The organism is Halorubrum halophilum (genome assembly GCF_000739595.1).
In the GTDB taxonomy this organism is placed as follows: Archaea; Halobacteriota; Halobacteria; order Halobacteriales; family Haloferacaceae; genus Halorubrum; species Halorubrum halophilum.
In genome coordinates, this window is sequence record NZ_BBJP01000069.1 from 1 (window position 1) to 19102 (window position 19102).

At 56.1% G+C, this 19102-nt stretch carries 20 protein-coding genes and 2 pseudogenes; 8 read left to right on the plus strand and 14 right to left on the minus strand.

Annotation, left to right across the window (positions count from 1 at the left end; genetic code table 11):
- Positions 1–123, minus strand: a pseudogene (locus ACP96_RS18865) (IS5/IS1182 family transposase); the annotation flags it as partial.
- Between the two features lie 76 nt (positions 124–199).
- Positions 200–1048, minus strand: a pseudogene (locus ACP96_RS15385) (transposase); the annotation flags it as partial.
- A gap of 89 nt (positions 1049–1137) precedes the next feature.
- On the opposite strand from ACP96_RS15385, the gene ACP96_RS15390 reads away from it, so the two are divergent.
- On the plus strand, positions 1138–1623 hold the full coding sequence (locus ACP96_RS15390) for a hypothetical protein (RefSeq protein ID WP_237561693.1): 486 nt from the start codon (positions 1138–1140) through the stop codon (positions 1621–1623).
- 117 nt (positions 1624–1740) lie between these two features.
- On the opposite strand, the gene ACP96_RS18235 is transcribed toward ACP96_RS15390, so the two are convergent.
- Both ACP96_RS18235 and ACP96_RS15395 read right to left on the minus strand, forming a co-directional pair.
- Positions 1741–2247 carry a twitching motility protein PilT gene (locus tag ACP96_RS18235; protein ID WP_082222594.1) on the minus strand — a complete coding sequence of 169 codons (507 nt, stop codon included), beginning with the start codon at positions 2245–2247 and terminating at the stop codon, positions 1741–1743.
- Positions 2244–2612: a UPF0175 family protein gene (locus ACP96_RS15395; RefSeq protein ID WP_050033995.1), complete on the minus strand. Its 369-nt coding sequence runs from the start codon at positions 2610–2612 to the stop codon at positions 2244–2246. Before ACP96_RS15395 ends, ACP96_RS18235 begins: the two co-directional genes overlap by 4 nt.
- An 834-nt stretch (positions 2613–3446) precedes the next feature.
- Between ACP96_RS15395 and ACP96_RS15400 the strand changes: the two genes are divergently transcribed.
- The 4 genes from ACP96_RS15400 to ACP96_RS15415 all read left to right on the plus strand — a co-directional run bounded on the left by ACP96_RS15400 (position 3447) and on the right by ACP96_RS15415 (position 6513).
- Positions 3447–4439: a ParA family protein gene (locus ACP96_RS15400; RefSeq protein ID WP_050033996.1), complete on the plus strand. Its 993-nt coding sequence runs from the start codon at positions 3447–3449 to the stop codon at positions 4437–4439.
- Positions 4439–4945, plus strand: coding sequence for a hypothetical protein (locus ACP96_RS15405; RefSeq protein ID WP_050033997.1), 507 nt, complete (start codon positions 4439–4441; stop codon positions 4943–4945). Before ACP96_RS15400 ends, ACP96_RS15405 begins: the two co-directional genes overlap by 1 nt.
- A gap of 64 nt (positions 4946–5009) precedes the next feature.
- Positions 5010–5513: a DUF7342 family protein gene (locus ACP96_RS15410; RefSeq protein ID WP_050033998.1), complete on the plus strand. Its 504-nt coding sequence runs from the start codon at positions 5010–5012 to the stop codon at positions 5511–5513.
- A 151-nt stretch (positions 5514–5664) separates the two neighbouring features.
- Positions 5665–6513, plus strand: a complete 849-nt coding sequence (locus ACP96_RS15415) for a VOC family protein (RefSeq protein ID WP_050033999.1) — start codon at positions 5665–5667, stop codon at positions 6511–6513.
- Between the two features lie 71 nt (positions 6514–6584).
- On the opposite strand, the gene ACP96_RS15420 is transcribed toward ACP96_RS15415, so the two are convergent.
- The 6 genes from ACP96_RS15420 to ACP96_RS15445 form a co-directional block, all read right to left on the minus strand.
- Positions 6585–7289: an ABC transporter ATP-binding protein gene (locus tag ACP96_RS15420; RefSeq protein WP_050034000.1), complete on the minus strand. Its 705-nt coding sequence runs from the start codon at positions 7287–7289 to the stop codon at positions 6585–6587.
- Positions 7286–8050, minus strand: coding sequence for an ABC transporter ATP-binding protein (locus ACP96_RS15425; RefSeq protein ID WP_050034001.1), 765 nt, complete (start codon positions 8048–8050; stop codon positions 7286–7288). The genes ACP96_RS15420 and ACP96_RS15425 overlap by 4 nt, the downstream gene beginning before the upstream one ends.
- Positions 8047–9090 carry a branched-chain amino acid ABC transporter permease gene (locus ACP96_RS15430; RefSeq protein WP_050034002.1) on the minus strand — a complete coding sequence of 348 codons (1044 nt, stop codon included), beginning with the start codon at positions 9088–9090 and terminating at the stop codon, positions 8047–8049. Before ACP96_RS15430 ends, ACP96_RS15425 begins: the two co-directional genes overlap by 4 nt.
- Positions 9087–10001: a branched-chain amino acid ABC transporter permease gene (locus ACP96_RS15435; protein ID WP_050034003.1), complete on the minus strand. Its 915-nt coding sequence runs from the start codon at positions 9999–10001 to the stop codon at positions 9087–9089. Before ACP96_RS15435 ends, ACP96_RS15430 begins: the two co-directional genes overlap by 4 nt.
- 6 nt (positions 10002–10007) lie before the next feature.
- Positions 10008–11381: an ABC transporter substrate-binding protein gene (locus tag ACP96_RS15440; RefSeq protein WP_237561694.1), complete on the minus strand. Its 1374-nt coding sequence runs from the start codon at positions 11379–11381 to the stop codon at positions 10008–10010.
- Positions 11382–11606: 225 nt separating this feature from the next.
- Complete coding sequence (locus tag ACP96_RS15445; protein ID WP_050034011.1) at positions 11607–12593, minus strand: ornithine cyclodeaminase family protein; 987 nt, start codon at positions 12591–12593, stop codon at positions 11607–11609.
- 138 nt (positions 12594–12731) lie between these two features.
- On the opposite strand from ACP96_RS15445, the gene ACP96_RS15450 reads away from it, so the two are divergent.
- On the plus strand, positions 12732–13901 hold the full coding sequence (locus ACP96_RS15450) for an NAD(P)/FAD-dependent oxidoreductase (protein WP_050034004.1): 1170 nt from the start codon (positions 12732–12734) through the stop codon (positions 13899–13901).
- Positions 13902–14384: 483 nt separating this feature from the next.
- Here ACP96_RS15450 and ACP96_RS15455 read toward each other — a convergent pair whose 3' ends face one another.
- A complete protein-coding gene (locus ACP96_RS15455; RefSeq protein WP_050034005.1) occupies positions 14385–14609 on the minus strand; it encodes a hypothetical protein in 225 nt (74 codons plus the stop codon).
- Between the two features lie 159 nt (positions 14610–14768).
- Between ACP96_RS15455 and ACP96_RS15460 the strand changes: the two genes are divergently transcribed.
- The gene (locus ACP96_RS15460) at positions 14769–15599 is read left to right on the plus strand and encodes an IS5 family transposase (protein ID WP_050034006.1); all 831 of its coding nucleotides are present in this window, start codon (positions 14769–14771) and stop codon (positions 15597–15599) included.
- Between the two features lie 91 nt (positions 15600–15690).
- Here the strand turns inward: ACP96_RS15460 and ACP96_RS15465 are convergent, their stop codons facing one another.
- On the minus strand, positions 15691–16620 hold the full coding sequence (locus ACP96_RS15465; protein ID WP_154020500.1) for a hypothetical protein: 930 nt from the start codon (positions 16618–16620) through the stop codon (positions 15691–15693).
- 54 nt (positions 16621–16674) lie between these two features.
- Here ACP96_RS15465 and ACP96_RS15475 point away from each other — a divergent pair, with 54 nt between their 5' ends.
- On the plus strand, positions 16675–17634 hold the full coding sequence (locus ACP96_RS15475; protein ID WP_050034008.1) for a hypothetical protein: 960 nt from the start codon (positions 16675–16677) through the stop codon (positions 17632–17634).
- A 209-nt stretch (positions 17635–17843) separates the two neighbouring features.
- Here ACP96_RS15475 and ACP96_RS15480 read toward each other — a convergent pair whose 3' ends face one another.
- Both ACP96_RS15480 and ACP96_RS19660 read right to left on the minus strand, forming a co-directional pair.
- Positions 17844–18311 carry a hypothetical protein gene (locus ACP96_RS15480; protein ID WP_050034009.1) on the minus strand — a complete coding sequence of 156 codons (468 nt, stop codon included), beginning with the start codon at positions 18309–18311 and terminating at the stop codon, positions 17844–17846.
- Between the two features lie 126 nt (positions 18312–18437).
- Positions 18438–19100 carry a hypothetical protein gene (locus ACP96_RS19660; RefSeq protein ID WP_237561695.1) on the minus strand — a complete coding sequence of 221 codons (663 nt, stop codon included), beginning with the start codon at positions 19098–19100 and terminating at the stop codon, positions 18438–18440.
- Between the last annotated feature and the right edge of the window lie 2 nt (positions 19101–19102).

Here is a 19102-nt window from a genome sequence, read left to right on the forward strand (position 1 = left end):
TTGATGTATAGTGATATCGCAGAATCCGCCGCCACCGTCCGGGGCGGCGGATTCGCCTCCATCGCCAGTAACTCTTTGAGCAACCGGCACAACTTCCCCAATGAAGCGGGAGATTTGTGTCATAGGCAACCGAATCTTCCCGCTTCAACTCCTTTGATTTAGTGGCCTACCTCGCTGCCGTATGGCGATTCAACACAGCCGCTTGTCGATACATCTCCCGAATCTGCTCGATGGAGAGGTCGCGTATATGCTCCCGATGGGCGTGACCGAGCGGTGTCCGCTCCCGATTAGATTCGTGAACGAAGCTCCGAGCGCCCTCATTGACGGCAAGGGTCTCTCGAAGTCCGAGATAGGTCTGGAGATCCCAGTAGGCGTTCTCGTGGATCTCACAGCCCTCGCCACGGTTCAATGAGAACGCTGGGAATGCAACCCGGCTCACTTGCTCAGTGACCGCCTCTGCCTGCTCTAATAGGGTCTGGTCAGATGGGTCCGATTCCGTATTCTCGTCACGGTGTCTGCGGTTCTGTCGGTCTGGCTTTCGCGGGACTGTGACGCCCGCGTTTTGGGCTTTGATGAGGATGGTCCGTGCTGCCGTCTCGACGGTATCCTGGAGTTCAGCAGTGAACCGATGGTGCCAGCTCCGCCACAGGGTTGACTGATCGGGAACCGACTCCAGGCCAAGTTGATCACAGAGATCGGGATGCTTGGTGAGGTATTCGACGAGGGCGGTCTCGTGGCTCCAGCCATGGCATTCTTTCAGCAGGAACAGGCGAAACAGTGTCTCCATCTCGTAGCTTGTTGAGCCTGCATATCGGTCGTGGACATCGAATTGGACGTATGCCAGCGGCATTGCGTGGACGAATGGATCAACGCCCTCGTGATCATCATGCTGGAACCATGTCTCGGCAACAAGGCGAATATCCGATTCCAGCGCTGGGAGGGACGTGCGATCGAATAGCGGGCTCGACTCGTACGTGGGCCAGTCGATATAGGACCGCTGGGCAATCTGTCGGAAGACGGTGCGGCGAGACTCACGTGTCAGGGCCACGGCGGGATGGTGGCAACGACACACTCAAGTATTCGTCCAACTGCTTGATCCACACAAGATATTTCCCATTTCAGAGAGCAATCCTTAATATGGCGACCTCCACACGAACGCCCGACACTCGGACATTATCGGGTATACTCATCGGACTAACCGTTCTCGGTATTGCCCTCTTAGTCGCAAATATGCCGAGTTCCCCACTTCGGAGTGGGAACCTTGAGTTATTTGCTATCTTTGCGCTCCCGCTAGTTATCTCACTGGTTGCGTATATTCGATTCGCTGAACCAGTTGTCTGGTGGGAGGTTTCCCTATTAGGCGTCTGGGGAGCGCTGGGTATCGCCCTTACAACCTTTGTCGGATTTCTGGCGACGATGGGGACGCCCGGCGGCTATCCGGGGGCCGGAGCTGAGCTCATCCGAAATATCACTCTGTTCTTCGCGGGAACGCTTGGACTCAGCATCCCCTATGGTCTCGCTGGAAAGTTCCGTCAGGAACACCCTCGACGAACGGTCGTGAGCGCCCTACTCGGTTCCGTTCTCCTATTCATCCTCTTTAACGTTGTCGCAGTTGCGGTATAAGCATACACACTGAGCGGGGAATCCCTTCTGAGGAAGTGGAAACAACTGTCGGAGAAGGTTCGATCGCACGTAGAATTCCAATTGTGCTCGGATGACAGAGTCACTGAACTCGAAAGGTCACCGATAGTCCGTAATGTTTCGATACGGAACGTAATATCCGATTTCATCAATCCAGGTCGAAAGCCATTCGTTCGCAGTTTCCTCACTAATCCGTCCAGCATCAATGGCGGCTAGGAGGACGCCGACCGAACCGACAACGGTCACGCCCTGTTCTTTCGCGAATGCTCGTGCGTCGCCGTCGTCCGTCAGTAACCGACCATCGTGTGCGTCAGCAAGTGCAAACGCCTGTGCTTCTCCGGGATCAAGATGGTCGCTGACGACTGCTTCACGGTTTGCAACAGTGTCCGAAACTGTCGCGACTGGAATCTCCGCATTGAGTACGTCCAGCGCTGACTGGAGGTAGGAATGGTCATCGACACCATTGTGGAGTTCTTCGCGAACGACCGGCACCGTACAGATTCCAGAGAGTCTAGCCACCACCCACAACTGGTCGACGTAGGCAAAATTCGAGAGGACAGTCGTATTGAGAACGCTTGGGTCCGTTGGAATATCGGCAGTCGTCATCGCGAGTCCGTTGTCTCATTATCAGCAGGCTCATCATCGAATTCGAGTTCCGTCGCTGCCTCCGCTTCGTAGGCCGCATCCTCCTCATCCACGAGCCCGAGCCGGAGTTCCACACCGTGTTCACGGAGAATATCCCGCATCGTCCAACGGTCGACATCAGCGAGTCTCGCAGCATCACCGAGCGTAATTCGTTCGCGTTCGTAGAGGGCGACTGCAGCAGCGATGCGTTCGTTTTCGTGGTCCTCGAAGTATTCACGCACGAATTCACGCAACGCATCGCTCTTCCCCCCGAACACCCCAGCCTCGACAGCACCCTCGATGAGAAGGTCGAGATCGTCTGGATAGGAGCCGGTGATTCGTGCCATCGTTCTATCTCAAACTACGACTTCATACTATTTATGAACTGCGCCAGAATTCCATATGCATTGAGACGACCCGTCTCAACTGCTGCCTGGATACAGTAGGTATAGCTACTACAGATGTGCTTTAGCAATTACGTCCTAGAACGCGGATCTTAGTTCATACTACATACTCCATAAAACGTCGATCCCTTCAAACTGACCACGATAGACGTAGCTCAGTCTGAAGATCAGGTAGATCAGATGTGGTACCTGCTCTCCAAGAGATTGTGGGGTCAAAATATGTTGTCCTCCTTCAGAGTCACAAATGTCTGTACCAGATATCTGTAACGGGAATCTGTATCCGTAAATTAGGTGGCCTTCCAAAATCAAGACCACCATTCCCACGTATCGATGTCCACATACTCAATCCCAGATATAATTCTGTAGTATCTGTCTGTAACAGATGTCTGTTACAGAGTTCAGCTGAGACCACTTCCTACTACACTCCGTACAAAATCCACCTAATATCTGTTATAGGCATCTGCAACTATTATCTGTAATAGATATCTGTAACAGATCACTACTACAGACATATTCATCGATCGAGCATCCGCAATGTAGCTTCCAATTCTAGACAAACTATCCAGAATGAAATTACAGATAACTACTACAGATAATCTTCAATCACTACTTACCTCTCTATGATCACGACATAGAAGCGGTATCCTACGGTATCAGCTCTACTAGCCATGAACTACAGAAGAAAATTACAGACATCTATTACAGATTTCACTCACAGATTACTGCCCCGATCGTCTGACACAGATATATGTAACAGGCGTGTGAATGAGCAGGTGTATGATAACGACCGTCATCTACGCTGAGTCCGGGGGGACGTACAAAACGACCATGACGGCGAATCTCGCAGTCGCGCTCAAGCGGATGGAGCTTGACGTCCTCGTGATCGACTTAGACCCACAGACAGGCAACCTCACCTCACTCTTCGACGTTGGAGAGAATCGGGGGAACCCGGATGCAGACAATCTCGTAAAGCACATTCTGGAAATGCCTGATGGCGATTTCGACGATCTCATCGAGACCTCCGAGGAGGGCGTCGACGTCATTCCGAGCCACGACATGCTCGGAGACTTCACCTCCAATCTTGAGCAGAAGATCTCCTACGAAACGGGGATGAAGGGGATCTCTCGGGAGGAGTACCCCCGCTTCGAACTCCTATACAATCTTCTCTGGGAGCGAGAGCAGTTGAACGAAAAGTACGACGCGGTCCTCATCGACCCTAACGCACGCGCTGAAGACCTCCTCTACAATGCTATCTACGCGCTTCGGACACTGGTGGCGCCTGTTAAGCCAGCTGGAAAGGGGAGTCTCAGCCTCGACGGCCTCGAGGAGATGGTCGGAAATATGGAGACTGCGCTGGACATCGAAATCGGGCTTTCGTGTGTGGTTCCGTCCGGAGTCGGGCAGACAAACGCCCACAAGCAGTATCGCGATCAGTTCGAAAATACGGACGCCTTCGCAACCCCAGTCTCGATCGGATCACGAGAGAGTCTGATGGACGCCATGTGGGAAGCCCGTGGCTCTGCGTTCAAAGTCGTTGAAGAGCGGTGGAAGACCTACGAGGAGGATGGTGAGATGATCACGAAGAAGGGGGAACGTAGAGTGCCGGATCGTGAGCTCCAGACGTTGGAGAAGCTATGGCAGCTGGCAGGGTTCATTGCGACAGATACGTTCGACGTCGCCATCGACGATGAGCTCATCTTAGACATCGATGACTACGGGACCGAGACGATACGGTTCAATCTCACGACTGAACCGGAGGTGGCTGACTAATGGGGGGAGATTCATTCAAATCCGGATCAGGGAACCTCAACTTTGGAGACAGCGAGGAGGAAGAAACAGATGACGAACCAGAGGAAGCCGGTGATGTCGCAATCGAGGAGGCAGATGATCAGGAACCCGAGGTAGCCACCTCGACAGAAGTAGATGACCGCCAGACATCCTCAGGGGTGAATGAGGCGGACAGTACCAGCGAAGAGGGCACAACGACCACCTCGACAGCCGGTGATACCGAAGCACACCAGACAGGTGGCCATCGGTATCCGTACTTCGTTCGTCGAAATAACGTCGGGGACGAACGAGACAACCGGCTTGAACTCTTCGCTCGCGATGAAGTTGTTTCCCGCGAAGCGGAGTTTCGAAGCCAGCTCGCTTCAGAGCTTGGAGCGGATGATATCTCGAAAACTGACGCCCGTGAGTATGCGCTCCTCGCGGCGTTTGACAACGTGGAAGACGTTGCAGAACTCATGAGGGGAGACGGATACGGCGAACTCGATTAATTAAACTTAGAATCACGATGAGTCCGGAGGTGGATTCATCTCTTGGCGGTGACTAAGTACGGCCATGACTGACTCCACCGATGGGGTTTCGGCGTGGGTGGATCACACAAGCGCTCTCGACAGAGTTCGATCAATCGCCAGCACTGTGTCTGAACCACGTCCTCTCCAGTATATCGCGAATGAGGCTCAGGTCTCGGAGACAACAACATCAGAATATCTTGCGCGACTAGTCGATCTACATGTCCTTCAAAAAACCAGCCGGGAAGGAGAGGTAGTCTATTCGCCAGATCCATTGTATACACGGCTGGAAACGATTCGCGAGTTACTGACCGAACACGATCAAGAGGAGCTTGTCAAGTTGCGGTCGGCACTGCAATCTCAACTCGACGACTGGCGAGAGGAGTACGGTGTCGAATCGCCTGCCGATCTCAGGACACAAGCAGCAGAGTCAGAAACAGCAGCCCGGGCCCGGAAGATACGGAAGGATGCCCAAGACTGGGAACTCGTGGCGTATCGGCTTTCGCTAGTTGAGGAGGCGATTGAGATGGACTGGGAGCATATTCCGTAATCTGGCATGAAGTCACTTCTCCCACTGATACGGGCGTAAACTACCTGCACCACGAGACTTCACTTCTGTCGCCTGTCTGACTCACTGCCGATCGCAGGAAGATCGAACCAAACGACGGAACGTATTTGCCGGTCGCTTCCGGGCTTTCAGTATGGATCTCCGTATCGATCACGTCACGGTCGCGGGTCGGGATCTTGACCAGCTCACCAAGGCGTTCAGCGATGCTGGTCTCCCGGTTGAGTACGGTGGTCGACATTCGAACGGTGTCACGCACATGGCGATTGCGGGGTTTCGAGACGGAAGCTACATCGAACTCATCTCGACACTGGAACCAGACACCGAGTCGCCGTGGTGGGACAGTCCCATTCACGAAGACGGTGGCCCGTGCGCGTGGGCGGTCGACGTCGACGACATCGGGGCCGTTAGTGCCAATCTTCGCGACCGCGGTATTCACGTCGACGGTCCCTCGGAGTACGAGCGGACACGAGAAGACGGTATGCTCGTCGAGTGGGATCTTACATACCTTGGCAAGGGGGACCCAGGTTCGATGCTCCCGTTTCTCATCAGTGACCGAACTCCCCGCGAACGTCGGGTTCAGCCAACCGGCGATCTAGCGTCGTCGCCGATCGTCGGGGTCGACACGGTCGTACTGGGTGTTGCCGATCTTGATGCCGCAGTTCGACGGTTTGAAACGGCCTTCGATGCGAGTAATCCGACGATCAGCGAAAACGACTACTTCGACGCCAAGACCGCGTCGTTTACCGATCTTCCGGTTATACTTGTTGAGCCAAACGGCGACGGCTGGCTCGCCGATAGACTTGCAGCGTTTGGACCACGGCCCGTCGCATACCTTCTCGGTACCGAAGGACACGACGACGTTCAATTTCTCGAGATCGATGACCACACCTCGGGACCACTCGACGGTCGAAAGGTCGAGTGGCTGTCCGTGAGTGACCCAGTCGATCGTCCGTACATCGGACTCGTCGACGTTGAAGGCTGACAAAAGTGCAGATAACGGGTCACGATCCCGACGACGGATCGCGACGCCGACGGTGATATCTGGTCGAACCGCTACCCACCGAGGAACTCTTGGCGGACATCTTCGTTATCGAGGAGGGCATCACCGGCGTCCTCGTAACGGTTCTGGCCGTTCGCGAGTACGTACCCGCGGTCGCAGCGTCGCAACGCCTCTTTCGCGTTCTGTTCGACCATGAGGATCGTGGTGCCAGAGTCGTTGATCTCATCCACCCGGTCGAACATGTCGTCGACAAGGTCGGGTGCGAGCCCAGCGCTAGGCTCGTCTAAGAGCAACATGTCGGGATCGAGCATCAGCGCACATCCCATCGCAAGCATCTGCTGTTGGCCTCCTGAGAGGGAGCCAGCGTTCTCGCTTGTCCGATCGGCGAGTGCCGGGAACCGGTCGTAGACTTCGCGTTTCCGGTCTTCTGGCATTTCATCGAGCACGTACGCACCGAGCCGCAGGTTCTCCTCGACGGTCAGCGAGGGGAAGATGTTGTTCGTCTGTGGGACGTAACCGATTCGGTTGTGGGCGGCCTCCTCAGGAGACAGCCCGGAGATATCTGTCCCCTGGTACTCGATCGAACCCCCAAGACACGTCGCGATCCCAATGATCGCCTTCATAGCCGTCGATTTTCCTGCACCGTTGGGGCCGACGATTGTGACGTACTCTCCGTCGTCGACGTGGATGTCAACACCAGAGAGGACTTGGAGGTCGCCGTACCCTGCATCGAGGTCAACGATCTCGAGAAGGCTCATTTGGAATCGCCTCCGAGATAGGCCTCGATAACGCGCTCATCTTCGAGCACTACCTCAGGTTCGCCCTCGACAAGTAGCCGCCCCTGTTGGAGGACGATTAGCCGGTCAACGAGCTCGGTCAGTGTTTCGAGCTCGTGTTCGATGATGACGACCGTCATCCCGTCAGCGTTGAGATTCCGGATATGGTCGGCGATCTCGCGGGTTAGTGTCGGATTGACGCCTGCGAACGGCTCGTCGAGCAGAAGCACATCGGGATCGAGCATCAGTGTCCGTGCGAGTTCAAGCAGCTTTCGTTGACCGCCGGACAGGTTGCTACTGTACTCGTCCGCGAGGTGATCGAGATCGAACATCTCGATCAGTTCGTCGGCCCGCTTCCGGACAGTCTCTTCACGCTCTCTCATCGAACTGCTACGGAGCAGCGCGGGAAGTGTCCGTTCCCCCGGCTGGTCCGGGGCGGCGAGTCGGACGTTGTCGCGAACAGTCATTGTCTCAAGCTCACGCGTATCCTGGAAGGTTCGTACAAGTCCACGATGCGCTAGGGATTCCGGGGAATCGCTCGTCACGTCAGTTCCTTCGAGAGTGACGGTCCCGTCGTCAGGTGGGATCACTCCACTGACGCAGTTGAAGAAGGTCGATTTGCCGGCGCCGTTTGGCCCCATCACCCCGACGAGTTCACCTTCCTCGATCGACACCGAAAGCTGGTCTATCGCTCGCAGACCGCCGAACTCCTTAACGAGTCCCTCCGCAGCAAGGAGGCTCATTGGTCTACCCCCAGTTCTTGCGGGTCGCCCCAGATCCCGGCGGGACGATAGCGGATCACCGCGACGAGTATTAGCCCAACGACGATGAGTCGCATTGAGGCGAACACGTCACTGGAGACCGGCGTCACGTCCAGCGCGAACCGGGAAATGAGCCGCAGCCCCATGATGATCGCCAAGCCGGCGAGTACCGCCCGATGGTTCGCCGCACCACCGAGTAACATTCCGATCCAGACAGTGACCGTCACTTGGATCGTGAAGAAGCCGGGCGCAACCGCACCGTTGTACAGCGCGAACAGTCCGCCGGCAAGACCGGCAAGCGCGGCGCCGTAGACGAACGACTGCGTTTTGTAGGTTATCGTCGATTTTCCCACTGAGCGCGTCACGAGTTCGTCAGCTCGGATCGCCCGAAGAACGCGACCGTATGGCGCGTCGGTGAGGCGAGTAACGGCAGCCAGCGTCAAGAGAGTGATTCCCCCGAGGACGAGTAGGGTGGCGGCGAGTCGAGTGTCGCCATCGGAGACAACCGCGGCAATCGGCCGCGGCACGCCGAGGATCCCGACGTTCCCGCCGAAGATGTCCTCGAAGTTGACGAAGAGTGAGTGAAATATCTCGGCAGTTGCTAGTGTCACGATCGCGAGGAAGTCGCCGCGGAGTCGGATGGACGTGAGACTCACGGCCGCCCCGAGAATCGCTGCCGCGATCACGCCGGCCACAAGCCCCAGCGGCCAGGGGTATGCCAATGCGATCCCCGCGAAGGAGTCCTGTGCCGACAGCATCGCGGTCGCGTAGGCACCGACCGCGAAGAAGACAACGTGGCCGAAGTTGACCAGGCCTGTGTGGCCGTACTGGAGGTCGAGTCCTAGCACGAGCATGCCGTAGATCACAAACAGGATCCCGACTTCAACGAAGACGTAGAACGCACTCGGGAGCTGGACACGAAGCGGTGTCAAAGCGAACAGCGCGCCCACGAGTATACAGACAACCCCTGCGATCAGGGCTCGGTCGCCGTGTCCGGAGGGGAGACGGTCACGGACATTCATGCCTCACGCACCTCCGATCCGGCGATTCCGCTCGGTTTAACGAGCAGCACGGCGATCAGAATCACGAATGCCATCGCCGACGACAACCCCGTCATCGAAGAGGGAAGGAATGCCGTCGAGACGGCTAACACGAGGCCGATGACGTACGCACCAATGATGGCACCGTAGGGGCTTCCTGCACCGCCGAGGATGGCAGCGGAAAGTATCTGCAGGATATGGCTGTACCCGGTATCGGCGCTCACGTTCGTCTGGATAGCCATGAGTACGCCTGCAAGCCCCGCGAGAACACCGGCAAGTACCCAAACGCTGTCACGTATCAGTTGGGTGTCGATGCCGCGAACGCGCGCCAGACTTTCGTCATCGCCCATCGCTCGCATCGCGATTCCCACGTCGGTCCGAGTCAACAGAAGGTGGACCGCGGCGAAGACAATCACCGCCGAGGCGATCACGATTATGTGTTCGGAGGTGATGAAAAACCCGCCAAGAAGGTCAACGGACCCAACCGGAATCTCGGGAATCGCGTCGAACCGAAACGTCGACGTCTCCGTCTCGATGTAGCGAGCGCTCCGACCGCCGACGAGCCGGATCGCGTTCCGGAGAGCGATCCCGAGTCCGATCGATGTCAGCAACATTGGCACCGGTCCAGTCTGATTGATCGGGGTGAAAAATCCTCGAGCCAGAATGATACTGGTGATCCCCCCGCCGATCATCGCAGCGATGACCGCAACCGGAAGCGGACCGGGAAGGGCGTTGGCAGCGAGAAACCCGATAAACGCACCCAAGGTGAGGTACTCGCCGTATGCGAAGTTGATCATGTTCACGATCCCGTAGATCAGTGTGAATCCGATCGCTGCGATCGCGATGTATGACCCAGTTACCAGTCCAAAGATGAGTTCCTGAAGGAGGCCCATCGCTTTTCAGTACTCGCCTTCCGCGACGTACTCTCGGACATCTTCGGCCGTGACTTCGGTCGTCTCGACGAAGCCACCCTCTTCGGCAGTGCTGATCGTCACACTCCCGAAGACGTTCCCGTGCTCGGTGAAGTCGACAGGTGTTGCAGCGCCCTCGTATGTGATTTCCTCGCCGTTGGCGAGTGCCTCCTTCCCCTCAGCGAAGGTGCTAACAGCCGTTCCTTCGCCACGGCTGACAGGACCGAGGTTCTGCTGGATCGCTTCGGGGGTCGCCTCTCCAGCACGTTCGATCGCCAGGGCGGTTACTTGGACCGCGTCCCACGACGGTGGCGTCCAGCCATTGATCTCCGCGTCTCCTTCCTCCGTGTAGATGCCCTCGAACGTATCGTAGCTCGGGCCCGAACGTCCGGGCGATGCGACCCACGCACCGTGGAGATCGCTGCCGACTTGGTCGATCACCGCCTGCTGAGCTAAGGTGTCCGAGAGAATGGGTTGACGGCCGTAGCCGCCATCCGACCAGTCACTGAGAGCCGTGATCGCCGATTCCTGCGGCATACTGACGAGGAATGCGTCGAAGTCAGCATCGAAGAGTCGGCTGAGCGCTGACTGGTAGCTTGAACTCCCGAGCTCAACTTCGACACGTTCCGCGACGGACCCGCCGTTCTCCTCGTAGACGGAGAGGAACCCATCAACATAGCTTCGCTCACCCTCAGTGTTCCCGTTGATGATCCCAAGCGTCTCGAATTCCTCCTCGAGTGCGTAGACCGCGCTACCCGCGGTGTGTACAGTGTCACCGACAACTGTCCGCCACACCCACTCGTCATCGCTCACATCATCAGGGGTTCCTTTGTCGCCGCCTCGGGTGTCAAGGAACGTGGATCCTGGCCACGGCGTGACTACTGGTGTCTGGAGTTCCTGGAGGTAATCCCATAGCGGATTAATCTCACTGGAGAAGAGACCGACGATCGCTGCTGCGTCGTCGTTTTCGATCATTTGTGTCGTGACAGTCCGTGCTTCTTGTGGATCGACTCCAGTGTCCCGGCGAACCAGCTCTAGTTCTGCGCCGAGTGGGCCACCAGCCTCGTTAATGTGGTTGACTGCGGCATCAGCGGCCTGCGAGACGCCGGGCTGGAGGAAATCGAATGAGCCGGACAGTGCCCCTGGCTGTCCGAAGACGATCGTATCCGGTCCGCCGTTACTGCTCCCGCCGTCGCTACCCCCATCGTCGTCACCGCTCTCGCCGTCACTTCCGTCCTCACCGTCGCCGCTTTCTTCACCGCCGCCGAAGCCCACACACCCTGAGAGCCCAGCGATTCCGGCACCTCCAGTGACGGTCAAAAAGGATCGACGGTTTACACGTTCCGTGATATCGGATGACATTCCAGTATCGGGTGCTCTACAGCACTACTTAAAAAGTAGGGCTACCATGGTCGGATCGGCGGAAAAAAATAGTTGAGCGTTCGAATATCTTTCTAAAAACTCACTAACTCACATTTGAATCAATAAATATCTACACAGTCGTGTTCTTTATTCGAGTACTCCCTTACGATTCAGTTTAGTGATCGGCGAGTCGTTCCGTCGATCGTGTCACCGATCTCGTGCAGATTAATCGACAGTGACATCGGTTCCGTCCCCACCCTCGACTGCCTGCCGATAGACCATCTCGCCTGCTGCTGCGTCCAGCGTCGCCGATCCGACGCTTCCGACCACGACGACTTCATCAGACGATTCACGGACGTATCCGTCTGTGAGAGGAACGCCAAGTTCGATCAGGTCGTCTGCGTCGATGTCGCTCACAAGGAGGTCACCAGTCTCGGCGACCTCACCGGGGACATCGGCGAATATCCGCTCAGCGCGTTCAAGGACACGAGGGTCAAGCTCCTGCATCTCTGCGGTAAATGCACCGACAGCAATAACGAGGCTTCCTGCACTTAGCGCGTCGGGCGGAAAGACGGGCTCGGTCGCGGTCGTCGCGGTCACGACCACATCGGCTCCCTCCACAGCCTCTCTGGCTGTGTTGACAGCGCGTGCCGGAACTCCGTCTTCGCTCAGGTCTGCCGCACACGCCTTCCGCGAGTCACTTGGCGAGTAGATTCGGACATCCGAAAGCATCGTCACGGTCCCGATCGCTCGCGTTTGCCACCGTGCCTGTTCGCCCGCACCGACGACGCCGAGTGTAAGGCCCTCACCATCCGGATCTGGAGCCAATTCACGGACCGAAACCGCCCCGATACAGCCAGTGCGGGCATTCGTGATCGTCGTCCCAGCCATGAACGCCTTCGGGAGTCCCGTCCGGGCCTCCGTGAGTACGATCTGAGCGTTGATTGTGGGGAGGCCTCGCTCGGCGTTCCCTTCGTGAACGCCGACAAGTTTCGTTGCATAATGGTCTGCGCCGTGCACGTACGCCGGCATTGCGATTCCGGTTCCGATTGGGTCGTCGCCATCGAGCCCCGCGCCGACCGGGAAATGTGGACGGTGCGGCCGTTCGACCTCGCCGGCGGCCTGTTTGACTAGTGCGTCATCCACGACGTCAACGAGCCCCGCCAGATCGAGGTTTCGATCCACCTCTTCTGCGGAGAGTACGAGTACCATGTCGGAGGCGTCACCACCTGGTGACTTAGACTGATCGTCGGCGTGCTCGATCAGCATGCCTGTCTCTAATTGGTTTCTGTGGCTGCTTGGCACCCGATCGGTGTCGTATGTTTATGTCCTGGGGTGCGATCAAGGCACATGGACACACTCGTTGTCGGTGGGGGTGTCATCGGATTAGCAGCTGCGCACGCGTTAGCTGAGCGTGGGGTGAGTGTGACACTTGTTGAAAAGGGCTCACTTGGAAACGGGAGCACCGCTCGCTCGGCCGGTGGAATCCGGTCACAGTTCTCCTCACGTGTAAACGTCGAACTCTCGCGTATCAGCAAGGGCGTTTGGAACACATTCGAGGAGCAATTCGGAGTGGATATCGAGCTACGACAGAACGGCTACCTGTTTCTTGCTCGGAATGAGGATGTCGCCGAACAGTTCCGTGAGAATGTCGACATGCAACGTGAGCTCGGGGCGAAAAGCGAGCTACTCACACCTGCCGAGGCGACCGAACACTGTCCAGGGCTCGATCCCGGACCGTTCGTCGCGGCGACGTACAACCCCACCGACGGGATCGCCGACCCGAACCTTGCCGTCCAAGGATACGCTGAGGCCGCCCGCGAACTAGGCGTCGACATTCGGACGAAGACGGCCGTCACGGATCTCCATCGCGAGGACGACCGTGTCGTCGCCGCGGATGTTCAGGCGGTCAACGCGGAGACATCTGAACATCTGGAGGTCGATTATGTCGTCAACGCCGCAGGTGCATGGGCTCCGACGGTTGGGGCGATGGCGGGAATCGACCTCCCGATTGTACCCCGACGACGGCAGATTGCCGTGGTTGACCCGACGCCACCGGTTCCCGAGTTGGTTCCACTGACGATCGATCTCGAGCGGGGATCGTATTTCCGGCCCGAACGAGACGGAGCGGCGCTTGTCGGCGGCTACTTTGACGGAAACGACGATCCGGATCAGGACCCCGACGCCTACGACGAAGGGATGGATGTCGAGTGGGCCGCACAAGCAGTCGAGAACGCCAGCGAGTACACCGAGTACTTCGGGCTCGATACCCGGATCAAGCGTGGTTGGGCCGGTCTGTATGCGGTCACTCCCGATCACCATCCGATCGTAGAGGAGACAGTTCCCGGCTTAGTGACCGTGGCTGGTTTCTCTGGCCACGGGTTCCAGCACGCACCCGCTTCCGGTCAGATAGTCGCCGATCTTGTCGTCGACGGAGACACGGACCTCCTCGATATTTCACCGCTTTCTGGTGATCGGTTCGAACACGGCGAGACCGTCACTGAGCGAAGTGTTGCATGAGCAGCGACGTCACAACTACATCGTATCTACTAGGTATAGTTTCCGCCATTCTGTAATTGTTATCAGACCCGATGTAACTCCAGAATTAACCAACAGAATTTCTCTTCTCCGGATTTTGTTGGTTAATCTGCGAATCCAACTTCCCATATTCGCGACCGGGTTGTAGCGACCAATGTGGGAATGCTTCTGATGTACTTTCACTCGAACCCGTTCTATTGGAAGCTGATCGACGTGATTGATCGAATCGTGCGCTAATGCCGTTTCACGGCAGGTTTGATACGCTATTCAGCTGGTTGGTGTCATCGTTCTCGTACGCTGCTCGCCACATCGCATGAACGGCACGCATGACAAGTGAGACTTCAGTCACGTCGATACAGGACCGCTCGGCGGCGATCGTAGCGGCATCTGGTGGAGCTACGAGGGCTTACAATTGAGGAATACTACAAAAATAACTTTATGGACACGAATTGTTACTGGCCGGAATCAGAAAAGCTGCTCGTGTATCTTTGTACCTTGCTCTAGGACCTCGGCATCAATGCGCCCGTTGATATCTTGAAGAGACGCATTCTGAGAAGCAACCAAATCGAGGTACTCTAGAAGGAGATCTGCATACAGCTCGCGAGCACACATGAGGAATGTACTGGCGGGGAATTCCTCATCCTTAACTGAAATCGGATTCTCGCTGCTCGGTTCATTAGGGAGTGTCATATCCTTATGTACAACCGGCTGTGTTGAATCGCTGTAAGGCGTGGAGATTCACTGTTTGACGAAGCGCTTGATGTTATAGACGACACTGCTCTGTTGAATTCGCAGAAGACGACGGGATAGCGTCGCTCTGAAGGTGAAAGCGAAGCGGAAGAGTCGAATGTGACTAACCTACTCTTCCGCTTCGTTAAGCAAGCCGCGTCGCTGGCTCAAAAGCGCTGTGCCGCCAGTCCAACGGCGGTAAGTGATCCGACTGGCCACGGATTTCCCGGCTGGAAGCATGTGACGCTCCACTTTTTGCGGGTTCACATGGATGCGACGTACCGCGAAATCGTGGACTGGGCGAGTGAAATGGATCGAGTTCGTGGTCTGTTACAGCTGTCGCGGACGGCATTTCCCGCACCCTCAACGCTGTACCGGTCGTTTGAGAGGGTGCCCATGTCCATATGGCGTGGCTTCCTTCGTGAGTCCGCGAACATCTGCGATCCGGGCTCGCACGGTGCCATCGATGCCACATTCTTCGACCGCGAAACGGCATCGAGACACTACCAACATCGCTCGGATCGCCACATACGCACGCTCAAAACGACGGCGCTCGTCGATACAGACTCGTGTGCCATTCTCGATATTCACTGCTCGGCACACTGGCCTCACGACACGCAAACTGGCCGTCGAGTCGCCCTTCGTAACACCGAGAAAATCGAGAGTCTCGCCGGTGACAAAGGCTATGACGACCAATCTCTCCGGGACGCCCTCCGATCAGAGGGCGTCCGGCCCCTGCTGCGTCATCGGTTGTTCGCTGCGTACGATCACGCGCACAACGCACGGTTGGACAGCGGGCTATACGGCCAGCGCTGGATGGCCGAGACCGCCTTTTCGGCCATCAAGCGTCGATTCGGCCCCGCTGTCCACCCTCGCGCTTGGTACCGCGAGTTCCGCGAACTCGTGGTGACCGCCGCAGTCTACAACCTTGAACAGGCTCTCAAACAGTGACCCCGACGCCGTCATCGGATTCAACAAAGCAGAACAGACCAGTTAAGGAGACCAGCTGTTTCAGACAAGAACGTGTCTGAAGAATAGGATTTCAACAGAGCCTCGAATTTGTGTACTGAGTTGTCAATCTGAAGAAATCGACGTCTCCTCTGAATTGAGCGACAACGTTCTTAATTACCGCATCAAGGTCTACATCAGCAGTTACAACCTCATACGTCTCCCCGACAAAGGCCCGATACTCGGAGACGATCTCCTCAGCCTTCCCACGAATCTCTCCAACTCCCAAATCAGTAAACTCCCACAGTAGCGCCAGCGTCTGGGTCGTCATTGACGTGAGATACGTCACAAACTCCTCTGGAGCTCGAAGCCCCGCCGGCACAATCCCACGAATCGCGTAGTGGGTCTCACTCATCACGACCCGATGAAGCCCCTTCAGCGCCGTGTCAATCGGGCCTGAGAACCCGCTGTGCCGGAGGGTATACAGAAACCGATTATTCAGATACCGTGTCCCTCGCCACGCAATCTGATAGTTGAATGGCGTCGTGAACAGGATGGCCTCCGCAACAAACAGTCCAATCGCCCGATAGAAGTCGTGAAAGCGCTCAGCAGCAATATCCTGAATTGATCCAACCGAAGCACGTGCCAGATCCAGATTGTTCGCACTAATCAAGAGATTGTGCGTCGCAATCACCAAGGCAACCCCAGAACTCAATTGGGCTCCCGTCATCGCCAGTCGGGCGAGCTTGCTGTGTCCGAGTCCGATATCAAGACAGTCTTCGACGACTTCAACGGCTTTTCGCGTTCGCTGAAGGCCTCGATCGGTTGTACTGAAAAAGGAACTCACATCATCAACCTCACCTTCAGTCGGGATCGCTGCGTCATCAAGTTCCTCGTAGACTGTAGAGAGATCATCAGCAAGTTGGACTGACTGGACACGTCTCTGACCGCGTGCGTGTACCCGCAGCCCAGATTGGATTTTGGACTGTATCTCAGACAGTCGTTCCGAATCTGGTTCTGCCATAGCTCGGTTGTTGCGCCGGAAGAATTTAAGTATTATAGACAGGTAGAGCAGGTAATGGATGATCTAAATAGGTTTTTTGAAGACATAAAGGCGGAAGATGTTCGTGAGCAGATTACCCGACGTCGGCTCCTGTTCGGGGGTGCTGCGATCGGTGGTGGGTCGCTATTTCTTGGGCAGGACAGGGAAACAGAACCGACCCCAGAGGATCGGCTCACAACCGCTGAGACACGGTTCGTTGCGATAGCTACCACTCTTGATGAGGCAGATATCGGAGATCCACAGTCCAGCTGGAGTCTTCAAGACGAAGTCGAAGTAGCCATTAACGCAGTCAATACGATTCTCAGCGACGACTTCCCGGATGATCCGGAGATCAAGCAGCGAATCAGCGCCCTTCGTACCGCAATAGCGTACTACAGCACACTTCAGACATCGTTGGCTGCCGCGGATTCTCTCTACATTTCGGTTGGTGACTCCGAGCTGGAAGTACTCAGACATACCGGGGGGATCGAATATGACCCAGCCTCCAAACTAGACACTAATTCTTTCAAACAGTCCATAAGGAACCTGACGGAAGCTGAGAACGCTCCAAGCGAAGTCACATCAGAGGGTCGAACACTTGTTCCAGACCAGCAGGCGGTTCTGGACTCTCTCCGTACCCAACGAGAGATATTTGATAGGTACATTCGAGCCCAGCAATCGTATTTGGATTCGGCCACAACCATTGAGGCCGGCGTTCGGACCTACGAACAGTCACGCTTCGATGACGCACAGGCCAATCTGGCTGACGCTCAAGATGTGCTCCTTCCCGACATTTCAGGGACAGGTGGAGCCTATCAGTTGTCCACAATGGGTTTGACGCTCGACCAGTATAGCGAATTGTTCAGCCTTCGGCAGGACGGGGTTGCTCAGTTGCTTAATGCTAGTGGTGAATCTGTTTCTGAAAATAAGCGACAGTCGGCGGTCAATTCAGCTCTTAACACCTTCTTTGAAGCACGTAATCTGATTCCTCGATAGGTTAGATCTAGCCAGGCAGCATGTCATAGAATTAAATGACGATAGCCAGATTAGACAAGTTGATCCAAGATCGATCTCAGGGCCATCTGTTCGCTGGATGAGTCGAGTAAAGTAGAGGCATCAATTATCACGTCGACGACGAGGGGGCGAATCGTAGCCACGACTCTCTTTACAGCAACAGCCTGCTGTGAGGCGAATGTATTAACCGGTCAACTCTCCCGCTCAGCAACCGACAGATAGAGAGCGTAGTTTCCAGTGTATTGCTTGGTATCTCGGACTTTGGTTCGACTCAGATTAAGCTCAACACGCGTCTCGTCGTCCTCAAAATCAAGGAGACACGTCATCAGCCCCGCGAACGTTTCCACGAATCTCGCATCGCCGGAAATTCGAATGTTCGAGATATCGGTCTCGTGAGTGCTGCCTTCGAACCCCGCCGGCTTCGGAAGAACTGATCTCTTCAGTTCCACTTGATTGGGCTTGTCGAGAGAGTTGAGCCACTTCACCGCATCTTTCTTCAGTATATGACCGCTTTTTGTTGACTGAAGCCCCTCAAGCGACGATACTAGATCTCCCTTCTCACGAGAAACGGTTGGAGCACCGTCCGGAGCGCAGTTGTCACAGCATTCCTCGGCATTACCCGGTGCGAGTAACACACCACAATCGGCGCAGAATGTCATCTGAATCCCAGAGGACGCGAATCTATCTTATAACTATCGTAGCGGGGTGAGAACGTCGCAGCGTTGCTGGAGTCCGGTTGCCGAAGGTGCCAAGATCAACGTCTGAAGACACTTACTGGGAGGCAGTTACCGAGAGAGACCGATAGCATGCTCCAAACGCCACGGATTGTTCAATACGGCTTGCTTGTCGTCTGTGCCACCAGTAGTGAGGATGCCAAGATGGTAGAGCTGATACTTGAACTGGAAGTGGATGCCAGATTTATACACGGTGGGGTCAGCAAGCTCTGATTCAGCAATCTCTCCGTCAGCGGTGAGGACAGCATCACGACGATGTTGTGTGAAGAACACCTCAACGGCGAGTGGCTGATTAATACGCGTAGCTTCCAGAGCGACATCGGCAAGCGTCGGCTCAGAGACCCCGTTTTCGTGAAGCCGTTCGAGTGCGGTGATGATGAGTCGCGTCGGCTCGTACTGGATGGCGACAGAGCGTGCGAGCTGTGCCCATCGCGGAGCAAGCTCGGTGAAACGTGTTCGACTACCAGTCCACGTGTCGAACTCGGCGAGAGCAGCCGTGACACTACCGTGCTGATCGCGAGCGAAGCGGACGACTTCAGCACCGAGGTGTGTGAGTGAGTCCCCATTGGGCTGATCGTCGACGAGGTTCAACAGAATCGCCCCACGTCGCCCACCAGAAATGGCGTTGATGACATTTTCAGCGTAGACAGCGTCAGTATCGCCGTCGGCAGCAAGTGCCAGCGCGTACCCCAGGTAGTTTTTCGGGTGATTCACCG